The following is an 18399-nucleotide window of genomic DNA, read 5'->3' on the forward strand; positions in this document are numbered from 1 at the left end:
GCCTGTTACGCGAGCCAGCCTTTGATCGTGCTCGACATCACGTTCGTCGAAATGCCGTAGCGATCGTGCAGCGTAGGCAACGCGCCTGCATCGAGGAACGCATCGGGCAATGCGATCTGACGATAAGCCGGCGCGCCCCCCGCCGTCAGCAGTGCGGTTGCCACCGCTTCGCCGAGCCCGCCGATCACCGTATGGTTTTCCGCCACCACGACGAGACGTCCCGAGCGCTTCGCTTCGCGGACGATCGTCTCCGTGTCGAGCGGCTTGATCGTCGGCACATGCAGCACGGCGACATCGACGTTATCGGCTTGCAATGCCTTCGCGGTTTCGAGCGCGCGCATCGTCAGAATGCCCGACGAAATGATGAGCACGTCCCGGCCATCGCGCAGCAGCTTCGCCTTGCCGAGTTCAAAGCGATAGTCGTATTCGTCGAGCACGGCGGGCACGTTGCCGCGCAAGAGACGCGCATACACCGGACCTTTGTGCGCGGCGATCGCGGGCACCATCTGTTCGATATCGAGCGCATCGCACGGATCGATCACGGTCATGTTCGGCATCGCGCGCATCAGTGCGAGGTCCTCCGCGGCTTGATGGCTCGGGCCGTAACCCGTCGTGAGTCCCGGCAGCGCGGCGACGATCTTTACATCGAGATTGTCTTCCGCGATCGTTTGATGGATGAAGTCATACGCACGGCGCGTCGCGAATACCGCGTACGTCGTCACGAACGGCTGCGCGCCTTCGTGTGCGAAGCCCGCAGCCGCGCCCATCAGCAATTGCTCGGCCATACCCATCTGGTAGTAACGCTCGGGGAATGCCTTCGCGAAGATATGCAGGTCCGTGTACTTGCCGAGATCGGCCGTCATGCCGATGATATTCGTCTTCGTGCGCGCTTCTTCCACGAGCGCATGGCCGAAGGGCGCCGAACGCGTGACCTGTCCTTCGCTTGCGATCGACGCGATCATCGCGGATGTCTTCAAACGAGTGCTCATGCTTGTCTCCCTGCTTCGAGTGCTTGCAGCGCCAGTTGCCATTCATGGGCATCGACGCGGATGAAGTGGTTTTTCTCGCGTTGTTCGAGAAAGGGCACGCCACGGCCCATCTGCGTATCGCATACGATGATGCGCGGCTTCGCGTCCTCAAGATTGCGCGCGTTGTCGAAAGCGTTCTTCACCGCATCGATGTCGTTGCCGTTCACGCGCTGCACGTACCAGCCGAATGCTTCGAGCTTGTCGACGAGCGGCTCGAACGACATGATCTGCGTCGACGGGCCATCCGCCTGCTGATTGTTCACATCGACCATTGCGATGAGATTGTCGAGCTTCCAGTGCGCCGCCGACATCAAACCTTCCCAGATCGAGCCTTCATCGAGCTCGCCATCGGAGAAGAGCGTGTACACGAAAGACTTCGAGCCCTTGCGCTTCAGACCGAGGCAACGGCCCACAGCGATCGTGAGACCTTGCCCGAGCGACCCGCCGGACATTTCCATGCCGGGCGTGTAGCTTGCCATGCCGGACATCGGCAGACGGCTATCGTCGCTGCCATACGTTTCGAGTTCCTCTTGCGGCAGGATGCCTGCTTCGAAGAGCGCGGCATACAGCGCAATTGCATAGTGACCGTTCGACAGCAGGAAGCGGTCGCGGCCTTCCCATTCGGGATCGTCGGGGCGGTAGTTCATCGCGCCGAAGTAGGCGACGGCCAGCACATCGGCGATATCGAGCGCCTGGCCGATATAACCTTGACCTTGCACTTCGCCCATCAGAAGGGCATTGCGGCGGATACGATAGGCGCGCTCGGCGAGCGTCACCTCTTCGATAACGGGAGCATTCATGCGTTGTCTCCTTGATTAATAAAATTAGCGATTGACCGTTTTCGCGGGCACGAAGAACACGAGCGCCGCGCCGATCACGATGGCTATGGAAATGAAGATCAGGCCCGCGGTCGATTTGCCGGTGAAGTCGTTGAGCCATCCGACGATGGCAGGCGAGAAGAAGCCCGCGAGATTGGCGAAGCAGTTGACCGCGGCAATGCCCGCCGCCGCCGACATGCCGCCCAGCACAGCCGTAGGCAAGGACCAGAATTGCGACGATGACGCGAGGATGCCTGCTGCCGCGATGCTCACGCAGACGATCGATGCGCCCACGCTGCCGAGCATCGGCAAGGTGGCGAAGCCGGCTGCGGACACAAGCATCGGAATCGCGAGATGCAGGCGGCGTTCGCGACGCTTGTCGGCACTTGCACCGATCAGCGGCAGCGCGACGATGGCGCAAAGATACGGAATCGCGGTGAGAATGCCGACCCACAGCGGGTCCGCTACGCCGGTGCGGCGCACGATGGTCGGCAGCCAGAACGTGAGTCCGTATTGACCCATCACGACGCAGAAGTAGATCGCGGCCATCAGCCAAAGACGACGATCGCCGATGAATGCGCGGATCGATACGTGCTTCACCGTCTGCGCGTTGTCCTTCTCGACATTGCGCCGAAGCAATGCTTTCTCTTCGTCGCTGAGCCACTTCGCGCCGGCGATGCCGTTGTCGAGGTAGAACAGGATCGCGACACCCAGGAAGAGCGAAGGCAGCGCTTCGAGCATGAAGAGCCACTTCCATCCGGCGAGCCCCTGCACGCCCTGGAACGCATGCATGATGTAGCCCGAGAGCGGTCCGCCGACGATGCCCGCGAGCGGAATCGCCATGAAGAACAGCGAGAGCGCTTTGGCGCGGCGCGCGGCGGGAAACCAGTACGTCAGATAGAGAATGACGCCCGGCGCGAAACCCGCTTCTGCGACGCCCAGCAAAAATCGCAGGACATAGAAGACTGTCGGTGACTTCACGAACACGAAGCTCGCGGATATCACGGCCCACGTCAGCATGATGCGTGCGAGCCAGTTGCGCGCGCCCACTTTATGCAGGATGACGTTACTGGGCACTTCGAACAGGAAGTAGCCGAGAAAGAAGATGCCCGCGCCGATGCCGTAGATGGTTTCGGAGAAGCGCAAATCGTTGAGCATCTGCAGCTTGGCGAAGCCGACGTTCACGCGATCCAGATACGCGCCGAGATAGCACAGCATCAGAAAGGGAATCAGGCGGCGTCCGACCTTGGCATAGGTCTTTGCTTCGAAGCTGGCGGCATCGTCGGACGATGTGAACTCAGCGCTTACCGCCGCCGCGGATAACTTTGGTTTCATGTGTGTCTCCATCCATGTTCGGCGCCCTGGTTTCCAGGTGCGCCCGTACGTGCAATCAATGAATCAGCATGCCGCCGTTGACATCGAGTGTGACACCGGTGAGATAGGAAGAAAGATCGCTCGCGAGATACAGGCACGCGTTGGCGATATCCGCTGCATCGCCGAGACGCGCGAGCGGAATGCTCTTGATGATGTCCGCGCGCATTTCGGGCGTGAGCTTGTCACCGGTGATGTCGGTTTGAATGAGGCCCGGCGTGATCGAATTCACGCGAATGCCGTCGGCGCCGAATTCACGCGCCATTGCCTTCGCGAGGCCCAGCACGCCGGCCTTCGCCGCGCTGTAATGCGGCCCGCCGAAGATGCCGCCGCCACGTTGCGCCGACACTGACGACATGCATACGATGCTGCCGCTCTTCTGCTTTTTCATCTGCGGAATAACGGCTTGCGACATATACAGCGTGCCGCGCAGATTGACGTCGATGACGGCATCGAAGTTATCCGCGCCTATCTCCAGCGTCTTGATCGGCTGCGTGATGCCCGCGTTGTTGATGAGCGCGTCGATGCGTCCGTACTTATCGATGGTGGCATTGGCGGCCGCGATGCACGCGTTCTTATCGGTGACGTCGCAAGCGAGACCGAGATGGCCATCGCCCAGATCGTTCGCGGCGCTTTGCGCGTCTGCTTCCTTCAGATCCAGCACGACGATGCGCGCGCCTTGCGCCGCAAGCGCCTTCGCCGTTGCCTTGCCGATACCGCGCGCCGAAGCCGCGCCCGTGACGATCACTACCTGGTTCTCGAGCAACATCGTTGTCTCCGTTGGTTGTCTGGTGTAGGCGCAGTTTCTCCGCCTTCGACCTGACGATCAACGCAGTTTGGCTCAACTATTGCTGAGAAATTTTCAGGTATCGCCGCGACGCTCGATTTGCTGATCCATCCACGCCAGAAACTTTGCGACGCGCGGCAATCCGGCGTTTTGACTCGGGTAAACGAGATGATGCGCGCCGACTTCGACCGCGTATTCCTTGCCGAATACAGGCACGAGCGAACCGCGTTCCAGATGCCCGGACGCGAGCATCGTGCTTTCGAGCGCGATGCCGTGACCGAGCGCGGCCGCTTCGAGCGACATGTACGAGCGGTCGAATGAAAAGTCGAATGCCTTGCGCTTCACCGCGACGCCGAACTTGCCGAACCACTGCTGCCATTGAACGAGCGGCGATTCGGAGAGAATCAGACGACGGTCGAGCAGATCATCGGGCGTAGCGACTGGAAAGCGTTCGAGATAGGCGCGCGAAGCGAGCGGCGCAATGCTTTCATGCCGCAGCGTCTTCACTTCGACATCGGTCCAATGAGCATAGCCATGACGCACGGCGATATCGTAGTAACCCGATGTGAACGACACGTCTTCATACGAACACGCGAGGTTCATTTGAATATCGCCATTGGCTTCCTGAAACGCGGCGAGACGCGGCAATAGCCACATCAGGCCGAAGCTCGGACTCGAATGAATGCGCAGTATCTCGACGGATGTTTCGCTCGATGCGCGTTCCGTCGCGCGATTCAATTCGGCGAGCGCGCCGGTGACGTCGGCAAGATATTGCGTGCCGGTCGGCGTGAGGACGAGACCGCGGCCGAACCGCGTGAACAACGGCCGCCCGACGATGCTCTCCAGATTCGCCAGTTGATGACTGACGGCCGAAGGCGTGAGGCCGAGTTCGTCGGCGGCGCGGTTGACGCTCTTCGTGCGCGCGACGCTCTCGAACGCGATGATGGATTTGAGCGGAGGAAGGCGCATGGAAGCTTACTTCGGCTCCTTCGGCACGCGCCCCATCAAAAAGAACTCGTCGTTGGGCCGCATTGAAATGACATTCGCCATGCGATTCGATAACCCGAAAAATGCGGTGATCGCGGCGATATCCCAGATATCTTCATCGCTGAAGTCATGCGCGTGCAATGCCGCGAAATCGGCATCATCCACCGTGCCCGATGCGCGGCATACCTTAAGCGCAAAATCGAGCATCGCCTTCTGACGCGGCGTGATATCCGCCTTGCGATGATTCACCGCCACCTGATCCGCCACGAGCGCGTTCTTTTCATAGATGCGCAGAATCGCTCCGTGCGCGACGACGCAATAAAGGCAATCGTTCACCGCGCTCGTCGCGACGACGATCATCTCGCGCTCGCCCTTGCTCAGGCCGCCTTCCTTGAGCATCAGCGCATCGTGATAAGCGAAGAACGCGCGGAATTCATCGGGCCGGTGCGCAAGCGTGAGAAACACGTTCGGCACGAACCCCGCCTTGTCCTGCACTTCGAGAATGCGTGCGCGGATATCGTCGGGCCATTCTTTCGGATCGGGAACGGGATAGCGGCTGATGGGCTTTGGCGTCATGACGTCCTCGAAGGCTTGATCGAACGCCCATTGTAGAGCGAGAGTTCGTCAACGCGTGACTGTGAGCGACGACAATAGCTTCAAGAGGCTCTCGACATTCACGGGCTTCACGAAGTGATAGTCGAAGCCTGCCGATTGCGCGCGCAATCGGTCTTCGGCCTGGCCATAACCCGTGATCGCGATCAGCAAAGGCGTCGTGTCTCCCTTGCGACGCAAACGACGCGCGAGTTCGTAGCCGTCGATATCTGGCAGGCCGATATCGAGCAGCGCCACATCGGGCTGCAAGAGCGGCGCGGCTTCCAGCGCTTCCGCCGATGAATACGCGACGCGCGCGACATGTTCCTCCGACTCGCACAGCATCGCGAGCGAATCGGCGGCATCGCGGTTATCGTCCACGACGAGAATGCGCAGCGCCGTGCGCGTCTCGCGCATGCTCGTCTCCGAAAGTGCGAGCGCGGAATGCCTTTCGTGATGATGCAAACGCGGCAGCCGCACGGTCACCGTCGTGCCGAGGCCCGGTCCCGGGCTTTGCACGGTGATCGTGCCTTTATGCATTTCCACGAGCTTCTTCACGAGAGAAAGCCCGATGCCGAGGCCGCCGTTCGAGCGGTCGAGCGTGCGCTCGCCTTGCGAGAATAGCTCGAATACTTTCGGCAGAAGGTCGGCGGAAATGCCCGTGCCCGTATCGGCGATGACGATAGACACCGAATCGTCGGCAGCCTGCACACTCACGCTGATACGGCCTTGCTCCGGTGTGTACTTGCTCGCATTGTTCAGCACGTTGACAAGGATCTGCGAGAGACGCGTGGGATCGCCGCAGACCCATGTCGTCGCATCGGAAACATCGACTTGAATGTTTTGCGAACGCGACTCGACCATGCCCGCAATGGCTTCGACTGCGTGATATACCGCCGTGCCGACGAGAATCGGTTCGAGTTGCAAGGCGATGCGTCCCTGCGTAATGCGCGAAACCTCCAGCAAGTCGTCGACGATGCGCGTCATGTGCTCCACTTGCCGGCGCATGAGATCGATAAGATCGCGCGGATGCGTGTCGCCATCCTGATCCTTTTGCAGGAGCGCGATGGCCGTTCGCAGCGGCGCAAGCGGATTGCGCAGTTCATGCGCGAGCATCGCGAGGAACTCATCCTTGCGTCGTCCCGCTTCGCGCAACATCAGCTCCATATGCTTGCGTTCGGTGATGTCTATCACGCTGCCGATGATGCGCAGCGGCTCGCCGTCCTTGCTGCGCTGGAGCAGGGCGCTGCCTTGCATCCACTGTTCTCCGTGCATGTTGCGCACGCGAAACTCGAAATGTCCCTCGGCGTCTTCACCGGCCGCGATGCTGCGCACATAGCGATCGAGCATGGCGCTGTCATCGGGATGCACGCGTGCGAGCGCTGCCTCATAGCTGAGCGTTTCGGTGGTCTGACGCTCGCCGCCGGTTTCGAGCGACAACGTCCACGTCGCGAGTTCCAGCGACGCGATATGAATGTTCGCGGCCTGCATCGCCACCGTGAGGCGCAAGCTGCGCGCCTCGATTGCGGCTTGCGCTTCGAAGCGCGGCGTGACGTCGGTCGTCGTGCCGAACCATTCCTGCAAGCTGCCCTTGTCGTCGTAGAGTGGCGCGGCGTGCGCCTGCACCATGCGATAAACGCCGTCGCGACGGTACATGCGAAAGGTGAGCGTGCAAGCGACGCCGTCGCGCAATGCATCGAGCCACGCCTGATGCGTGCGCTCGCGATCGTCGGGATGGATGTAATCGAGCCAGCCCCACCCGGACAACACGTCCGGTGATGTGCCCGTGAACTGTTCCCATTCGCCGCCAGAAGGACGGATTTCGCCGTTTGCATCGGCGGACCAGACGAGCGCGCCCGTCGTTTCGACGAGCGCCCGATAGCGTCGTTCGGAAAGGCTCAGGCGATCTTCATCGGCGCGTTGCGTGCTGATATCGAAGCTCACGCCATAGACGCGCGTGAGCACGCCATGACGGTCGAACTCGGGATGCCCGCGCATGCGCAGCCATCGACGTTGTCCTTGTTCGCTTTCGAGAACGAAGTCGAATTCGAATGGTCCGCCATCGCGCAATGCTTCGGTCAACTTGCGCTGAAACGGCTCGCGATGTTCGGGCGCGACGCGGTCCCACACTTCCGAAAGAAGAACCGCTTCGGTTCCGGGCGGAAAAGAATAGAGCGCGGCGAGCTGTGCGGTCATGCGTACGACGCGCGTCTTCATGTCCCATTCCCACGCGCCCATGCGTGCGCCCGCGAAAGCGGCCTGCAAGCGCCGCTCGCTGGCTTCATACATTGCCCATGCGTGACGACACTCATGAATGTCGATGGCCACACCGACCGTCTCGCCGATCTGCCCTTCCTCATCGCGCCGCGCCTGAAGATGGAGCGTATGCCAGCGGAACGCGGCATCGTTGCGTAACAGGCGCACATCGACGTTGCGAAGCAGCGTGCCGTCGCGCATCTGACGCAGTGCTTCGAGAACCGGCGGGATGTCGTCGGGGTGAACAAAAGCTTTCCAATGCTGCCCGACGAGTTCGGGAAACGGAATGCCGAGATACCGGCAAGCCCACGGATTGGCGTACTGGATTACCCCGTCTCGTGCCGCGCGCCACACAAACGACGGCAGGAAATGAGCAGGATCGTGCATGGCGTCCTTGCTTCCTTACTCCGGCGAAAAGCGTCGCCGCGCACGCCATCCAAGGCTTTGATAGCTTAGGGATACCATACAACAAAAGCGATGGGCTTCATCGCGATACGGCGATGCAGCCATCATCGCTCCGAAAGGTTATATGTAATTTATACGTATCAAAGAATGTTTCGTCTTATGAATCAGCGCGTCGCCTTATTGATTCATTGGACGATAACAAGCACGCAAGATCAGCCGGCTTCACCTACGTCTTTCGGATTCGGCAGCTTTTCTTCCTTGCTTTCATCGGTGCGCTTCGGCGGCTCGGGCTCATTTCTCATCGTGCGCTTTTGCTCGTCGGACAAGCGGCGGTCGGCCATGTTCGGGTCTTCTGGCGTTTGGATGGGCGGCGTCGGTCGATCGGTTTGCTGATTCATGAGCGGCTCCTTGTCGTGTTCGTCGGATGACATGAAGATCTCGCATCCGACGTGCCCGCCGTACCGGGTACAGCCGATGCTCAATTCACACTCCGATGTATCGATCGAACGTTCTTCTCTCATTGCTCTTATGCAGTTCGCGAAAAACACGCTCATTCGTTTTGCCGCTATCGCATGCATGATTTTGTTATCGCCGCGCGGCTTCGCTGCTTCGATTGCCTCCGCGCCCTATGGCGCGACCCAACAAGGCCAGGCGGTCACGCAATTCACGTTGTCCAATGCGCGCGGCGTGTCGATGAAGTGCATCACGTATGGCGGCATCGTCACGCGTCTCGATGTGCCGGACCGGCGCGGGCGTCGCGCGGATATCGTGCTCGGCTTTGGCTCGCTCAACGACTATGAGAAGTACAACGGCAAGATCCATTTCGGCGGTCTGATCGGGCGTTATGCGAATCGCATCGCCGATGGAAAGTTCGAACTTGATGGCCGCGACTACAAGCTGCCCGTCAACGAGCCACCGAATACACTGCATGGCGGTCCGCATGGATTCGACGAGAAAGTCTGGACCGTGGTGAAGACGTTTCAGGGCGCGCAAGGCGCGGGCGTGCAGCTTCGCTATGTGAGTCCCGATGGCGAGAACGGCTTTCCCGGCACGCTTACTGTCGACGTAACCTACACGCTCACCGACGATAACGAAGTGCGTATCGACTATCGTGCGAAGACGGACAAGCCGACCGTCCTGAACCTCACGAACCATAGCTACTTCAACCTCGCGGGCGAGGGCAGCGGCAATGTCGAAGGGCAGCTCATCATGATCGCGGGATCGAGCTATACGCCGACGCGCGCCGATTCGATTCCGACCGGCGAGATGGCGAGCGTCGAGAACACACCGCTGGATCTGCGAGCGCTGACGCCGATCGGCGCGCGTTTGCGTTCGTCGAATCAGCAGATGCGTTATGCGCGCGGCTACGACCACAACTGGAAGCTCAACAAGAACGGCCAGCGCACTGGAGAACCCGGCTTTGCCGCGCGCGCCTACGATCCGTCGAGCGGCCGCGTGCTCGATGTCTATACGACGCAGCCCGGCTTGCAGCTCTACACGGGCAACGGTCTCGATGGCAGCGCGATCGGCACGTCGGGCGTGGCGTATCGACAAACGGATGGCTTCGCGCTAGAAACCCAGCATTTCCCGGACTCGCCGAACCGCCCCACGTTCCCATCGACCGAACTCAAGCCCGGCGACGAGTATCACGAAGTCACCGTCTGGAAGATCGGTGTGCGTTAGCGCATGTGTCGGGTGCGAATCGCACCCCGGGACGCGAAGCCACACGTAGAGGCACTTTTCGACGCGGTGGTCGGAATCGGCCCCCGCGTCGAGTGCTCTCTCTCAGGCTGGCCCTCGGAATTCGTTCGGCGCAAACGGAATTTTGCGTTTTGCATTCGAAATGCCTTGTCCTGCTTTGCATTTCGCATGCGCTGCTGGCGGAGCGCTAGGCGGCCGCCTTGTCGGAGTCTGCTGCCCGGTTCTGTTCGAGAAGATCGAGGAGCCGCAGCACGCGGGCGCGTTGCGTCGAGACGAGATCGCTTTCGTCGCCGACCGCGGCGAGCCGCCTTTTCCAGTAGGCATGATCGAACTGGTCGACCGCCTTTGAATTTCCCGATAGCGCGAGCGAACGGATCATGTGCTCGAGATGATCGAGCTGGGTGTCCGCGAGACGCGCGGGCTTGAGCATCGCTCGCGTGGCCTGCGCGGCGCGCCCGACTTGCACAATTTTCGACTTTTCCATGTGTGACGCCCCGAAACGTCTTTTCTCTCTTTATGTGCGGCTGAATTTTTTATCTTGACTAGCCGTAAACCCTAGGATGGGGAGTCAGCAATGTGACGGCGGGATGAAGGCAAGGAATCGCCGACCTGGCCGCCCACGACGCCGCACACGCTGCTCCTCGTCCAGCACGATATACCGGCATTCAAAATACGCTTTACCATGCGTCTCATTTGCTGGCGCGTATCGTGCGCGCCACAGCGCGAAGGACGACCCGACAACATCGACTGCCGCATATGCCCGCAGATTCCGATCCGCCGAAGATTTCCACGCACTTTTCGACGCGCGCCTGTCCGCGTGAGCGTCAATTGCTCGCATGGCGCGATCGGGTCGGGCATGTGGTCGATGTCGTGCCGGACAAGGATCAGATTGCACGCGGCTTCTCGGGCAGCATCGATTTGCATGCGGCGGGCGGCCTCGTGTTCACGGAAGCGCGCACCGACGCGCTCGTGCTCGAGCGATCTATCGCGCGCGTCTCCACTGACACGCGTCGCGATTTCGCATTTCACGTCTATGTGGAAGGCGAGACCGGTCACGTCAGCGGGCTGAGCGTCAAGCGCAGCGCGCCTGGCTCTGTGCGCGGCATCATCGCACTCGATCTGAATCAGCGCTTTCGCGTCGAACGTCCGGCGTGCCGCGTGCTGACGATGTTCGTACCGCGTGCAATCGTCGCCGCGCATATCGGCGACTGCGACGCGTTGCACGGTCGCGTGCTGCCCGACCAAGCGCCGCTCGTGCATTTCGTGTTCGAACATTTCGAGGCCACCGCGCGAGAATTGCCCGTGCTCGACCGGCCCGACGCCGCTGACGCGCTCGATGCCGGCGCGCGGCTCCTGCTCGCGGCATTCGCCGACAAGCCGAATGCCGCGAGCGATTCACGCGCCGCACTGCAAACGGCCGTGAAGAGCCAGGTGAAGCGTTACATCGAAACGCGCCTGCATGAGGCCGATCTCACGCCGACCGCGATCGTCGAGGCACTCGGGCTCAAGCGCGCGACAGTCTATCGGTGGTTCGAGCAGGAGGGCGGGCTCGCCGCATATATTCGACTTCGCCGCTTGCGCGAAGCGGCCGACGAACTCGCGCTGTTTCCCAATCTGCAGATAGCGGATATCGCATTCGGTCTCGGCTTCAAGAGCGCATCGGATTTCACGCGCGCGTTTCGCCGCGCGTTCGACGTCAGTCCGCTCGAGATGCGCCTGCGCGCGCTCGAACTGTTGCGCGCGACGAGTGGCGATCCCGTCATGCGGATGCGCGCCGCGCACTCGCGCGGCCTTCCGGAAAGCGGCTGAGCGCAAGAAGCGTCAGGCAGTTCGCGGCGAGCAGATACCACGCGGGCGTCATTACGTTCCCCGTCGCGCCGACGAGCCATGCGACCGTCAACGGCGAGAATCCCCCGAAGATGACGACGCCGAAGGTATAGATCACGGCGAGGCTCGCCGCGCGCCGATGCTTCGGGAAGGCTTCGAGCATGAGCACCGAAGCGGCGCCCGCGTTGTTCAGCGCGACTGCGACATAGAGCAGGATGATGACGAGCGCGAGCCCATCCGGTGCGCCTCGCGTGAGCGCATAAAACGCGGGATAAGCCGTCGCGAGCGCGGCGAAGAGCGAGGCATATTGCAGCGTCTTGCGGCTCATCAGCCGATCGGCCGCAAGCGCGACGAGCGGCGTGACGATCAGAATAACGAGGCCGGAGAGCGACGCGATCAGAAAGCTGATGACAGGCGGCCGCTGCAGCGTATGCGTCAGATAGCTCGGCATGTACAGCACGGCGATGTAGATGCTCGACGATGGCGCGGCCATCATCAGGATGCCGCATGCGAGCGGGCGCGCGTGCTCGCGCAGTACAGTTGCGAGCGGCGTGCGCGCGGGTCGGGGCTTCGACGTGGATGCGTCGCCCGGCATGCGGCGCAGAAACCATCCGAGCGGCGCGATCAGTCCGCCGATGAAGAAGGGCGCGCGCCATCCCCATTGCAAGAGTTGCTCCGGCGACAGAAGCGCCGATGTGCACGCGCCGACGAGCGCCGCCACGCACGCGGCCGCGCCCTGACTCGCACCACGCCAGCTGACGATGAAGCAGCGCCGTTCATAAGGCACGGATTCCATCAGCAGCGCCGATGCCGGTCCGATCTCGCCGCCCGCCGCGAGTCCTTGCAAAAGCCGCGCGACCACGATCAGCACGGTCGCGCTCGCGCCGATCGCCGCGTGCGTCGGCAAGCATGCGATCAGCCACGTACCCAGCGCCATCACGGCGATCGACAGCCGCATGCCGGCTTCGCGTCCGCATCGATCCGCGTATCGTCCGATGAGCACTGCGCCGAGCGGACGCATCACGAAGCCGGCGCCGAATGTCGCGAGCGATAGCAGCAGAGACGAGGCGGGATCATGCGCGGGAAAGAACAGCCGCCCGATGATCGCCGCGGAGAAGCCGTACACAGTGAAGTCGTATGCGACGAAGCCGTTGCTGATCACCGTCGCTACGATGATGCGGGTCAGATTCGCGGGCGCTTGTGGACGTTCGATTTCAGTCATGAATGAGATTGGCGCGTTCGATTCTGGCCATCGATATTAACGGCCGTGTTATTCATATCTTTAAAGGAATATCGCGCACGCGTAATATACGATCTCCTTTCAAGCCGATGACTTCACAGACGTTCAGTAACGAGGAATCGCCTTCATGGATGACGCCACGCGCGAATTCGACCGCTTGCGCCCTCGTCTGCAGGGCATTGCGTATCGCATGCTCGGGTCGGTCGCCGAAGCCGAGGATATCGTGCAGGACGTATGGCTGCGCTGGCATGCGGCGGCTCACGAAGCGATCGGGAATGCCGAGGCGTGGCTCGTCGCAGTGACGACGCGCCATTCGATCGACCGGTTGCGCGCCGCGAAGTTGCAGCGCGAACACTACACCGGCATCTGGCTGCCCGAGCCGCAGATCACCGAGCCGCCGGCAACGCCGGAGGAAGTCACCGAGCGCGCGGACGACGTATCCGTCGCGTTCCTCATGCTGCTCGAACGCCTCACACCCGAAGCGCGCGCGGCGTTTCTGTTGCGCGAGGTCTTCGACGCCGACTATGCGGAGGTCGCGAACATCATCGGCAAGACGGAGGCCGCATGCCGCCAGCTCGTGAGCCGAGCCAAGGCACAACTACGCGAAGAGCGTCCGCGACGTTCGGTGTCGCGAGAGATTCAAAGGCGCTTGCTGCATGCATTCGCGCACGCGATGGAGCTCGGCGATTTCGCAGCGATTCACGCGATGCTCGCGGAGGACGCCATGCTGATCGGCGATGGCGGCGGGCGCGTGCAGAGTTTCCCCAAACCGCTTTTGGGCGGCAAACGCATCGCGCAGCTTTTTTATGCGGCCTTTCTGCGGTATGGAAACGGCGTGTGTCTCGAACTCGTCATGCTGAATGAGCAATGGGCGCTGCTGCGTTTCATCGACGGCAAGCTCGAATCCGCGCAGACTTTCGATATCGAAGATGAACGCATCGTACGCATACAGGTGCAGCGCAATCCGGATAAGCTCGAACGCATTGCGGCTCGCCATGGCAATGCATGAACGCTCGCGATTCGATTGATGCATGCGAGGCAACAGCGTGGGCACGTTCGCATGTCTACCGCGACAAGCCGCGCAAACCTAGGATGACATCCATCTTCAACCAGACATGGAGTAATCATGACGCAGCGAATCAACTACATTCAACAATCTCCCGAGCTTTTCCGGAAGTTCTATGAGTTCAGTCAGGCGGTGCGTGAATGCTCGATCGAGCAGACGACCCGCGATCTCGTGACGCTTCGCGCATCGCAAATGAATGGCTGTGCGTTTTGCGTCGATATGCATGTGAAGGAAGCGAAGATTCATGGCGAGCGCGAACTGCGCACGCATCACGTTGCGATCTGGCGTGAATCGCCGCTGTTTTCGCCGCGCGAACGTGCCGCGCTCGCGTGGACCGAAGTGCTGACGCGCATTCCCGAGCATGGCGTGTCCGACGATCTCTTTGCACGCGTGCGTGAGCAGTTTTCGGAGAAGGAGTTGTCGGATCTGACGTATATCATCATCGAGATCAATGGGTGGAACCGTGCGAATGTCGCGTTTCAGACGGTTCCGGGTTCGTCGGATAAAGCTTTCGGCCTAGACAAGGCAAACCTGTCGTAGTGCGTTCGCGCCGTCGTTCGATCATGGGAGAACGGATCATGCACAGCATCAAACGCGTGGGACTTGCACTCGTCTTCGGATGCGCGGCGCTCGCGGCGAGCACGGCGCACGCGGCGCCGGAGGCCGGCGTCAAGGAACTCATGACGAAGCCGCTTCCGGAATATCCCGGCAAGGAGGCGCTGATGATCAGCGTGGAGTATCCTCCGGGCGCGGTCGATCCCGTGCATCGTCACGACGCTCATGCCTACGTATATGTCCTGGAAGGTACGATCGTCATGCAGGTTCGCGGCGGCAAGGCCGTGACGCTCAAAGCCGGCGATACCTTTTATGAAGGCCCTGACGACATTCACACTGTGGGACGCAACGCGAGCAACACGAAGCGCGCGAAATTCATCGTGCTGCTTCTCAAGGACAAGGACAAGCCCGTTCTGACGCCCGTTAAATAAGAAATTCGGCATGGCGCGTCACAAACCGTGTGGCGCAAACGTCTTGTTGGACAGAGCCACTACGTTTCGTGCCGCCATGCCATCAGACCTTGTGTGTCATTCCGACGATTCTCTCGCGTATAGCTTCGTAGCGAGTTATGCGGGCGTCGTTTCTTTTCTTGCCGTCGCCAACGAAGGCAGCTTCGCGAAAGCGAGCGACCGCCTGGGCATCGGCCGTTCCGCCGTCAGCCGCAACGTACAGAAGCTGGAAGCACAGCTCGATGCGCGTCTCTTCCTGCGCACGACGCGCAGCACGTCGCTCACACGCGAAGGCGAGCTCTTCTACAAGAATTGTCAGCCAGGCGTGGAGCGCATCGTGCAGGCGCTGGAGGACATGCGCGAGTTGCGCAACGGGCCGCCACGCGGTCACTTACGCATCGCGTCGGCGCCGGGCTTCGGCCGCAAGGTCGTCGCGCCGCTTCTAGCCGGCTTTAATGCACGCTATCCGGACATCGCACTCGAACTGCTGCTGAACGATCGTCCGTGCGATTTCACGGCAGATCGGGTGGATGTCGCGTTTCGCGATGGTCACATGGAAGATAGCGAAGTCGTTGCAAAGCAATTGATTCCGATGCAGATGATCGTCTGCGCATCGCCGGCGTATGCGCGCGAGCACGGCCTGCCGCGTCATGTCGACGATCTCGACGACCATCGCTGCATCAATTTCCGCGCGCCGGCGGGGCGCATCGCTGAATGGGAATTCAAGGTCGACGGCCTTGCGCGAAAGCGCTCGCCTGCGGCCCGGCAAACCTTCAACGATATCGACCTGATGCTGCAAGCAGTGCTCGACGGGCAGGGCATCGCACAACTGCCTGCGTATCTCGTCTGCGATTCGCTCAAGGCGGGGCGCCTCGTCACCTGTCTCGCGCAATACGCGCCCGACGATGGCGGCCACTATCTTTGCTATCTCAGCCGCAAGCATTTGCCCGCGCGCGTGCGTGTATTCGTCGATTACATGACCGAGCAGACGCGGGCGCTTGATCTGCATTGCCTGACGACGTTCATCACGAACCCACGTGCGGGCGTGCAGCAGCTCGTCTCAACTGATTGATGCATCGAAGGCAACACTGCGCATCCGTGCGAGGCGCTACCGGATGCACGCCTGCACGCCTACGATGCGTCACGCATCGCGCATTCGCGCATTCGCGCATCGTTTCGAGGAGGAAATCATGAACACCGTAGTCATCGGCGGAAGCGGACTCATCGGCAGCAAGGTCGTGGAGCGTCTGCGTGCGCGCGGGCACGAAGTAATCGCGGCATCGCCGGCATCAGGCGTCGACACGATGACAGGAAAGGGCCTGCAAGAAGGGTTGCAGGACGCGCGCGAGGTCGCGGCGCCTTGAGCGATCGTGCAACGTTCGCGCGAAGAATGGATGACCGCCATGGAGCATATCGATCCGCCGCGCGTCAGCCTGCTCGACAGGTATCAAGGACGCGACGTGCAACCCCTGTATTCGACGACCGTCGCGGTGACGGGTGGCGATGCGGGACATGGCCGCGCGACGGGCGAGGCACGATCCGACGACGGCAATCTCGCTCTTGACCTGCGTATGCCCGAGGCGCTCGGCGGTCCCGGCGGCGGCACGAACCCCGAGCAACTGTTCGCCGCGGCCTACGCTGCATGTTTTCATGGCGCGATGGTCCTGCTTGCGGCGCGCGCCGGCATCGTTGTCGAGGCTGCAAGCGTGTACGTCACGGTCGAATTCAGCCGCGATCCGATGGACGGGCTCTTCGTGTTGACCGCCCACACACGCGTGCAGATGCCCGGCATCGAACGCAGCGTAGCTGAGGAACTCGTGCGCAGCACGGAACGCTTTTGCCCTTATACGAAGATGGCGCGTCAAGGCATCGTCAACATAGTTGCGCTTGCAAATACCGACGATGCCTCGAAAGCACATCAAGTCATCAAACGTTGAGTGGCTTCACTCGCTCTATCGCGCCGGCTCAACGCGCCCAACGCGAACGCGGCGATGATTGCGGGAATCGCGAGCAGCGTGAAGACCGCGCCAAATTGCAGCCCCATGCTCATGAGCACGCCGCCGGTCATTGCGCCCGCGACCGCGCCCATGCGGCCGATGCCAAGCATCCATGCGACGCCGGTCGCGCGGCTTCGCGTCGGATAGAACGACGCGGCGAGCGCCGACATCGATGTAACCGCGCTCGTCACCGCTGTTCCGGTCAGGAAGATCAGCAGAGCAAGCCAGAACTGATCCGCGATGCCGCGTCCGATTGTCAGCACCATCGCCGCTGCGAGCACATAAGCGCACGCGTTCACGCGTCGCGGATTGGCCTTGCCCATCACCCAGCCAAGGCACAGGTTGCCGAGAATGCCGCCGAGCGGAAAGAGCGATGTCGTGAGCGCAGCGCGCTCGGCGGAGAAGCCTGCATCCTTGAAAAGCGTAGGAAGCCAGTTCGTCAGCAGATAGAAGATCATCAGCCCCATGAAATAGGCGAGCCATAACATGGACGTGCCAAAGCGATAGGGACGCGAGACGATGATGCCGAGCGAAGATTTGTCGGCGCCAGCCGTGCGCGTATCGGCAGAAGTGAACGTGACGCGCGCGCCTTCCGCGAGACGCGGATCGTTCGAGATGCGGCGCAGGATGCGCGCGATCTTTCGCGTAGGGCGTTGTCTCACGACCATGAACTGTGCGGACTCGGGCAACAGAACGAGCAACAGCACGGTGAGCACGATAGGACCGAGTCCGCCGGCGACGAGCACGCTTTGCCAGCCGAAATGCGGTATGAGCCATGCGGCGCAGAGCCCGCCAAGCGATAGTCCTACGGAGAAGCCGCAGAACATCGCATTGACGGCGATAGCACGAACGCGCGCCGGTGCGTATTCGGACATCAGCGTGACCGCGTTGGGCATTGCCGCGCCGAGACCCAGGCCGGTGAGAAAGCGCCACGCGGTTAGTGTTTCGACTGAGCTTGCTTGTGCCGATGCGAGGCTCCATACGCCAAAGAAGAACACGGAAAGGGCAAGCACCGCCTTGCGTCCGATACGGTCGGCGGCCGGCCCGGCCACGAGCGCGCCGATGCCGAGACCGACGAGCGCCGCACTCATCACCGGGCCTAACGCGGCGCGCGTGATGCCCCAGTCGCCGATCAACGACGGCGCGATAAAGCCGATTGCCGCGGTATCGAAACCGTCGGCCGCGACGACGAGAAAGCACAGGATCAGAATGACCCATTGATAGGGCGAGAAGCGCTCGCCGTCGATAAAGCTCTGGACCTCGATGGTCCCGACGTTCTTTTCCATGCCGTTATGTCTCCATTCATTCATGTGCAAGCGGA

General features: G+C 61.3%; 19 protein-coding genes. 8 read left to right on the top strand and 11 right to left on the bottom strand.

Features of this window, described 5'->3' with window-relative positions; genetic code table 11:
- Positions 1-5: 5 nt before the first annotated feature.
- From NCT05_RS27365 to NCT05_RS27400, 8 genes are all read right to left on the bottom strand, one after another.
- Positions 6-989 carry a transketolase family protein gene (locus NCT05_RS27365; protein ID WP_250503622.1) on the bottom strand — a complete coding sequence of 328 codons (984 nt, stop codon included), beginning with the start codon at positions 987-989 and terminating at the stop codon, positions 6-8.
- The gene (locus NCT05_RS27370; RefSeq protein WP_008347910.1) at positions 986-1828 is read right to left on the bottom strand and encodes a transketolase; all 843 of its coding nucleotides are present in this window, start codon (positions 1826-1828) and stop codon (positions 986-988) included. Before NCT05_RS27370 ends, NCT05_RS27365 begins: the two co-directional genes overlap by 4 nt.
- 24 nt (positions 1829-1852) lie before the next feature.
- On the bottom strand, positions 1853-3181 hold the full coding sequence (locus NCT05_RS27375) for an MFS transporter (RefSeq protein ID WP_250436473.1): 1329 nt from the start codon (positions 3179-3181) through the stop codon (positions 1853-1855).
- 55 nt (positions 3182-3236) lie between these two features.
- Positions 3237-3986, bottom strand: coding sequence for an SDR family NAD(P)-dependent oxidoreductase (locus tag NCT05_RS27380; RefSeq protein WP_008347913.1), 750 nt, complete (start codon positions 3984-3986; stop codon positions 3237-3239).
- A 93-nt stretch (positions 3987-4079) separates the two neighbouring features.
- Entirely contained in the window at positions 4080-4973 is an 894-nt protein-coding gene (locus NCT05_RS27385; RefSeq protein WP_175980739.1) for a LysR substrate-binding domain-containing protein, read from the bottom strand.
- 6 nt (positions 4974-4979) lie between these two features.
- Positions 4980-5567 carry a peroxidase-related enzyme gene (locus NCT05_RS27390; RefSeq protein ID WP_250503623.1) on the bottom strand — a complete coding sequence of 196 codons (588 nt, stop codon included), beginning with the start codon at positions 5565-5567 and terminating at the stop codon, positions 4980-4982.
- Between the two features lie 48 nt (positions 5568-5615).
- Complete coding sequence (locus NCT05_RS27395; RefSeq protein WP_175980743.1) at positions 5616-8225, bottom strand: PAS domain-containing hybrid sensor histidine kinase/response regulator; 2610 nt, start codon at positions 8223-8225, stop codon at positions 5616-5618.
- 230 nt (positions 8226-8455) lie between these two features.
- Entirely contained in the window at positions 8456-8641 is a 186-nt protein-coding gene (locus NCT05_RS27400; protein WP_250503624.1) for a hypothetical protein, read from the bottom strand.
- 178 nt (positions 8642-8819) lie between these two features.
- Between NCT05_RS27400 and NCT05_RS27405 the strand changes: the two genes are divergently transcribed.
- Positions 8820-9926 (top strand): aldose epimerase family protein, encoded by a 1107-nt coding sequence (locus NCT05_RS27405; protein ID WP_250503625.1) that lies wholly within the window; start codon positions 8820-8822, stop codon positions 9924-9926.
- A 205-nt stretch (positions 9927-10131) separates the two neighbouring features.
- Here NCT05_RS27405 and NCT05_RS27410 read toward each other — a convergent pair whose 3' ends face one another.
- Positions 10132-10428, bottom strand: a complete 297-nt coding sequence (locus NCT05_RS27410) for a hypothetical protein (protein ID WP_008347927.1) — start codon at positions 10426-10428, stop codon at positions 10132-10134.
- A 272-nt stretch (positions 10429-10700) separates the two neighbouring features.
- Here NCT05_RS27410 and NCT05_RS27415 point away from each other — a divergent pair, with 272 nt between their 5' ends.
- A complete protein-coding gene (locus NCT05_RS27415) occupies positions 10701-11753 on the top strand; it encodes a helix-turn-helix transcriptional regulator (protein ID WP_250503626.1) in 1053 nt (350 codons plus the stop codon).
- Here NCT05_RS27415 and NCT05_RS27420 read toward each other — a convergent pair.
- On the bottom strand, positions 11704-12993 hold the full coding sequence (locus NCT05_RS27420; RefSeq protein ID WP_250503627.1) for an MFS transporter: 1290 nt from the start codon (positions 12991-12993) through the stop codon (positions 11704-11706). The two genes, NCT05_RS27415 and NCT05_RS27420, sit on opposite strands and share 50 nt — an antisense overlap.
- 145 nt (positions 12994-13138) lie before the next feature.
- Here NCT05_RS27420 and NCT05_RS27425 point away from each other — a divergent pair, with 145 nt between their 5' ends.
- The 6 genes from NCT05_RS27425 (at position 13139) to NCT05_RS27450 (ending at position 17018) form a co-directional block, all read left to right on the top strand.
- Entirely contained in the window at positions 13139-14020 is an 882-nt protein-coding gene (locus tag NCT05_RS27425) for an RNA polymerase sigma-70 factor (protein WP_250503628.1), read from the top strand.
- A 117-nt stretch (positions 14021-14137) separates the two neighbouring features.
- Positions 14138-14617 carry a carboxymuconolactone decarboxylase family protein gene (locus NCT05_RS27430; RefSeq protein ID WP_175980753.1) on the top strand — a complete coding sequence of 160 codons (480 nt, stop codon included), beginning with the start codon at positions 14138-14140 and terminating at the stop codon, positions 14615-14617.
- 38 nt (positions 14618-14655) lie between these two features.
- Positions 14656-15063 carry a cupin domain-containing protein gene (locus NCT05_RS27435; protein WP_250503629.1) on the top strand — a complete coding sequence of 136 codons (408 nt, stop codon included), beginning with the start codon at positions 14656-14658 and terminating at the stop codon, positions 15061-15063.
- A gap of 76 nt (positions 15064-15139) precedes the next feature.
- Complete coding sequence (locus NCT05_RS27440; RefSeq protein WP_250482013.1) at positions 15140-16153, top strand: LysR family transcriptional regulator; 1014 nt, start codon at positions 15140-15142, stop codon at positions 16151-16153.
- A 118-nt stretch (positions 16154-16271) separates the two neighbouring features.
- Positions 16272-16445: an NAD-dependent epimerase/dehydratase family protein gene (locus NCT05_RS27445; protein ID WP_250436482.1), complete on the top strand. Its 174-nt coding sequence runs from the start codon at positions 16272-16274 to the stop codon at positions 16443-16445.
- A 39-nt stretch (positions 16446-16484) separates the two neighbouring features.
- Entirely contained in the window at positions 16485-17018 is a 534-nt protein-coding gene (locus tag NCT05_RS27450; protein ID WP_250503630.1) for an Ohr family peroxiredoxin, read from the top strand.
- Here the strand turns inward: NCT05_RS27450 and NCT05_RS27455 are convergent.
- On the bottom strand, positions 17000-18364 hold the full coding sequence (locus NCT05_RS27455; RefSeq protein ID WP_250503631.1) for an MFS transporter: 1365 nt from the start codon (positions 18362-18364) through the stop codon (positions 17000-17002). The two genes, NCT05_RS27450 and NCT05_RS27455, sit on opposite strands and share 19 nt — an antisense overlap.
- Between the last annotated feature and the right edge of the window lie 35 nt (positions 18365-18399).

This window comes from Caballeronia sp. AZ7_KS35 (assembly GCF_023631045.1).
Taxonomy (GTDB): domain Bacteria; phylum Pseudomonadota; class Gammaproteobacteria; order Burkholderiales; family Burkholderiaceae; genus Caballeronia; species Caballeronia zhejiangensis.

Coding starts and splice junctions, on each gene's coding strand:
- NCT05_RS27365 (WP_250503622.1), bottom strand. CDS start 989: ATGAGCACTCGTTTGAAGACATCCGCGATGATCGCGTCGATCGCAAGC.
- NCT05_RS27370 (WP_008347910.1), bottom strand. CDS start 1,828: ATGAATGCTCCCGTTATCGAAGAGGTGACGCTCGCCGAGCGCGCCTAT.
- NCT05_RS27375 (WP_250436473.1), bottom strand. CDS start 3,181: ATGAAACCAAAGTTATCCGCGGCGGCGGTAAGCGCTGAGTTCACATCG.
- NCT05_RS27380 (WP_008347913.1), bottom strand. CDS start 3,986: ATGTTGCTCGAGAACCAGGTAGTGATCGTCACGGGCGCGGCTTCGGCG.
- NCT05_RS27385 (WP_175980739.1), bottom strand. CDS start 4,973: ATGCGCCTTCCTCCGCTCAAATCCATCATCGCGTTCGAGAGCGTCGCG.
- NCT05_RS27390 (WP_250503623.1), bottom strand. CDS start 5,567: ATGACGCCAAAGCCCATCAGCCGCTATCCCGTTCCCGATCCGAAAGAA.
- NCT05_RS27395 (WP_175980743.1), bottom strand. CDS start 8,225: ATGCACGATCCTGCTCATTTCCTGCCGTCGTTTGTGTGGCGCGCGGCA.
- NCT05_RS27400 (WP_250503624.1), bottom strand. CDS start 8,641: ATGAATCAGCAAACCGATCGACCGACGCCGCCCATCCAAACGCCAGAA.
- NCT05_RS27405 (WP_250503625.1), top strand. CDS start 8,820: ATGATTTTGTTATCGCCGCGCGGCTTCGCTGCTTCGATTGCCTCCGCG.
- NCT05_RS27410 (WP_008347927.1), bottom strand. CDS start 10,428: ATGGAAAAGTCGAAAATTGTGCAAGTCGGGCGCGCCGCGCAGGCCACG.
- NCT05_RS27415 (WP_250503626.1), top strand. CDS start 10,701: ATGCCCGCAGATTCCGATCCGCCGAAGATTTCCACGCACTTTTCGACG.
- NCT05_RS27420 (WP_250503627.1), bottom strand. CDS start 12,993: ATGACTGAAATCGAACGTCCACAAGCGCCCGCGAATCTGACCCGCATC.
- NCT05_RS27425 (WP_250503628.1), top strand. CDS start 13,139: ATGGATGACGCCACGCGCGAATTCGACCGCTTGCGCCCTCGTCTGCAG.
- NCT05_RS27430 (WP_175980753.1), top strand. CDS start 14,138: ATGACGCAGCGAATCAACTACATTCAACAATCTCCCGAGCTTTTCCGG.
- NCT05_RS27435 (WP_250503629.1), top strand. CDS start 14,656: ATGCACAGCATCAAACGCGTGGGACTTGCACTCGTCTTCGGATGCGCG.
- NCT05_RS27440 (WP_250482013.1), top strand. CDS start 15,140: ATGCCATCAGACCTTGTGTGTCATTCCGACGATTCTCTCGCGTATAGC.
- NCT05_RS27445 (WP_250436482.1), top strand. CDS start 16,272: ATGAACACCGTAGTCATCGGCGGAAGCGGACTCATCGGCAGCAAGGTC.
- NCT05_RS27450 (WP_250503630.1), top strand. CDS start 16,485: ATGGAGCATATCGATCCGCCGCGCGTCAGCCTGCTCGACAGGTATCAA.
- NCT05_RS27455 (WP_250503631.1), bottom strand. CDS start 18,364: ATGGAAAAGAACGTCGGGACCATCGAGGTCCAGAGCTTTATCGACGGC.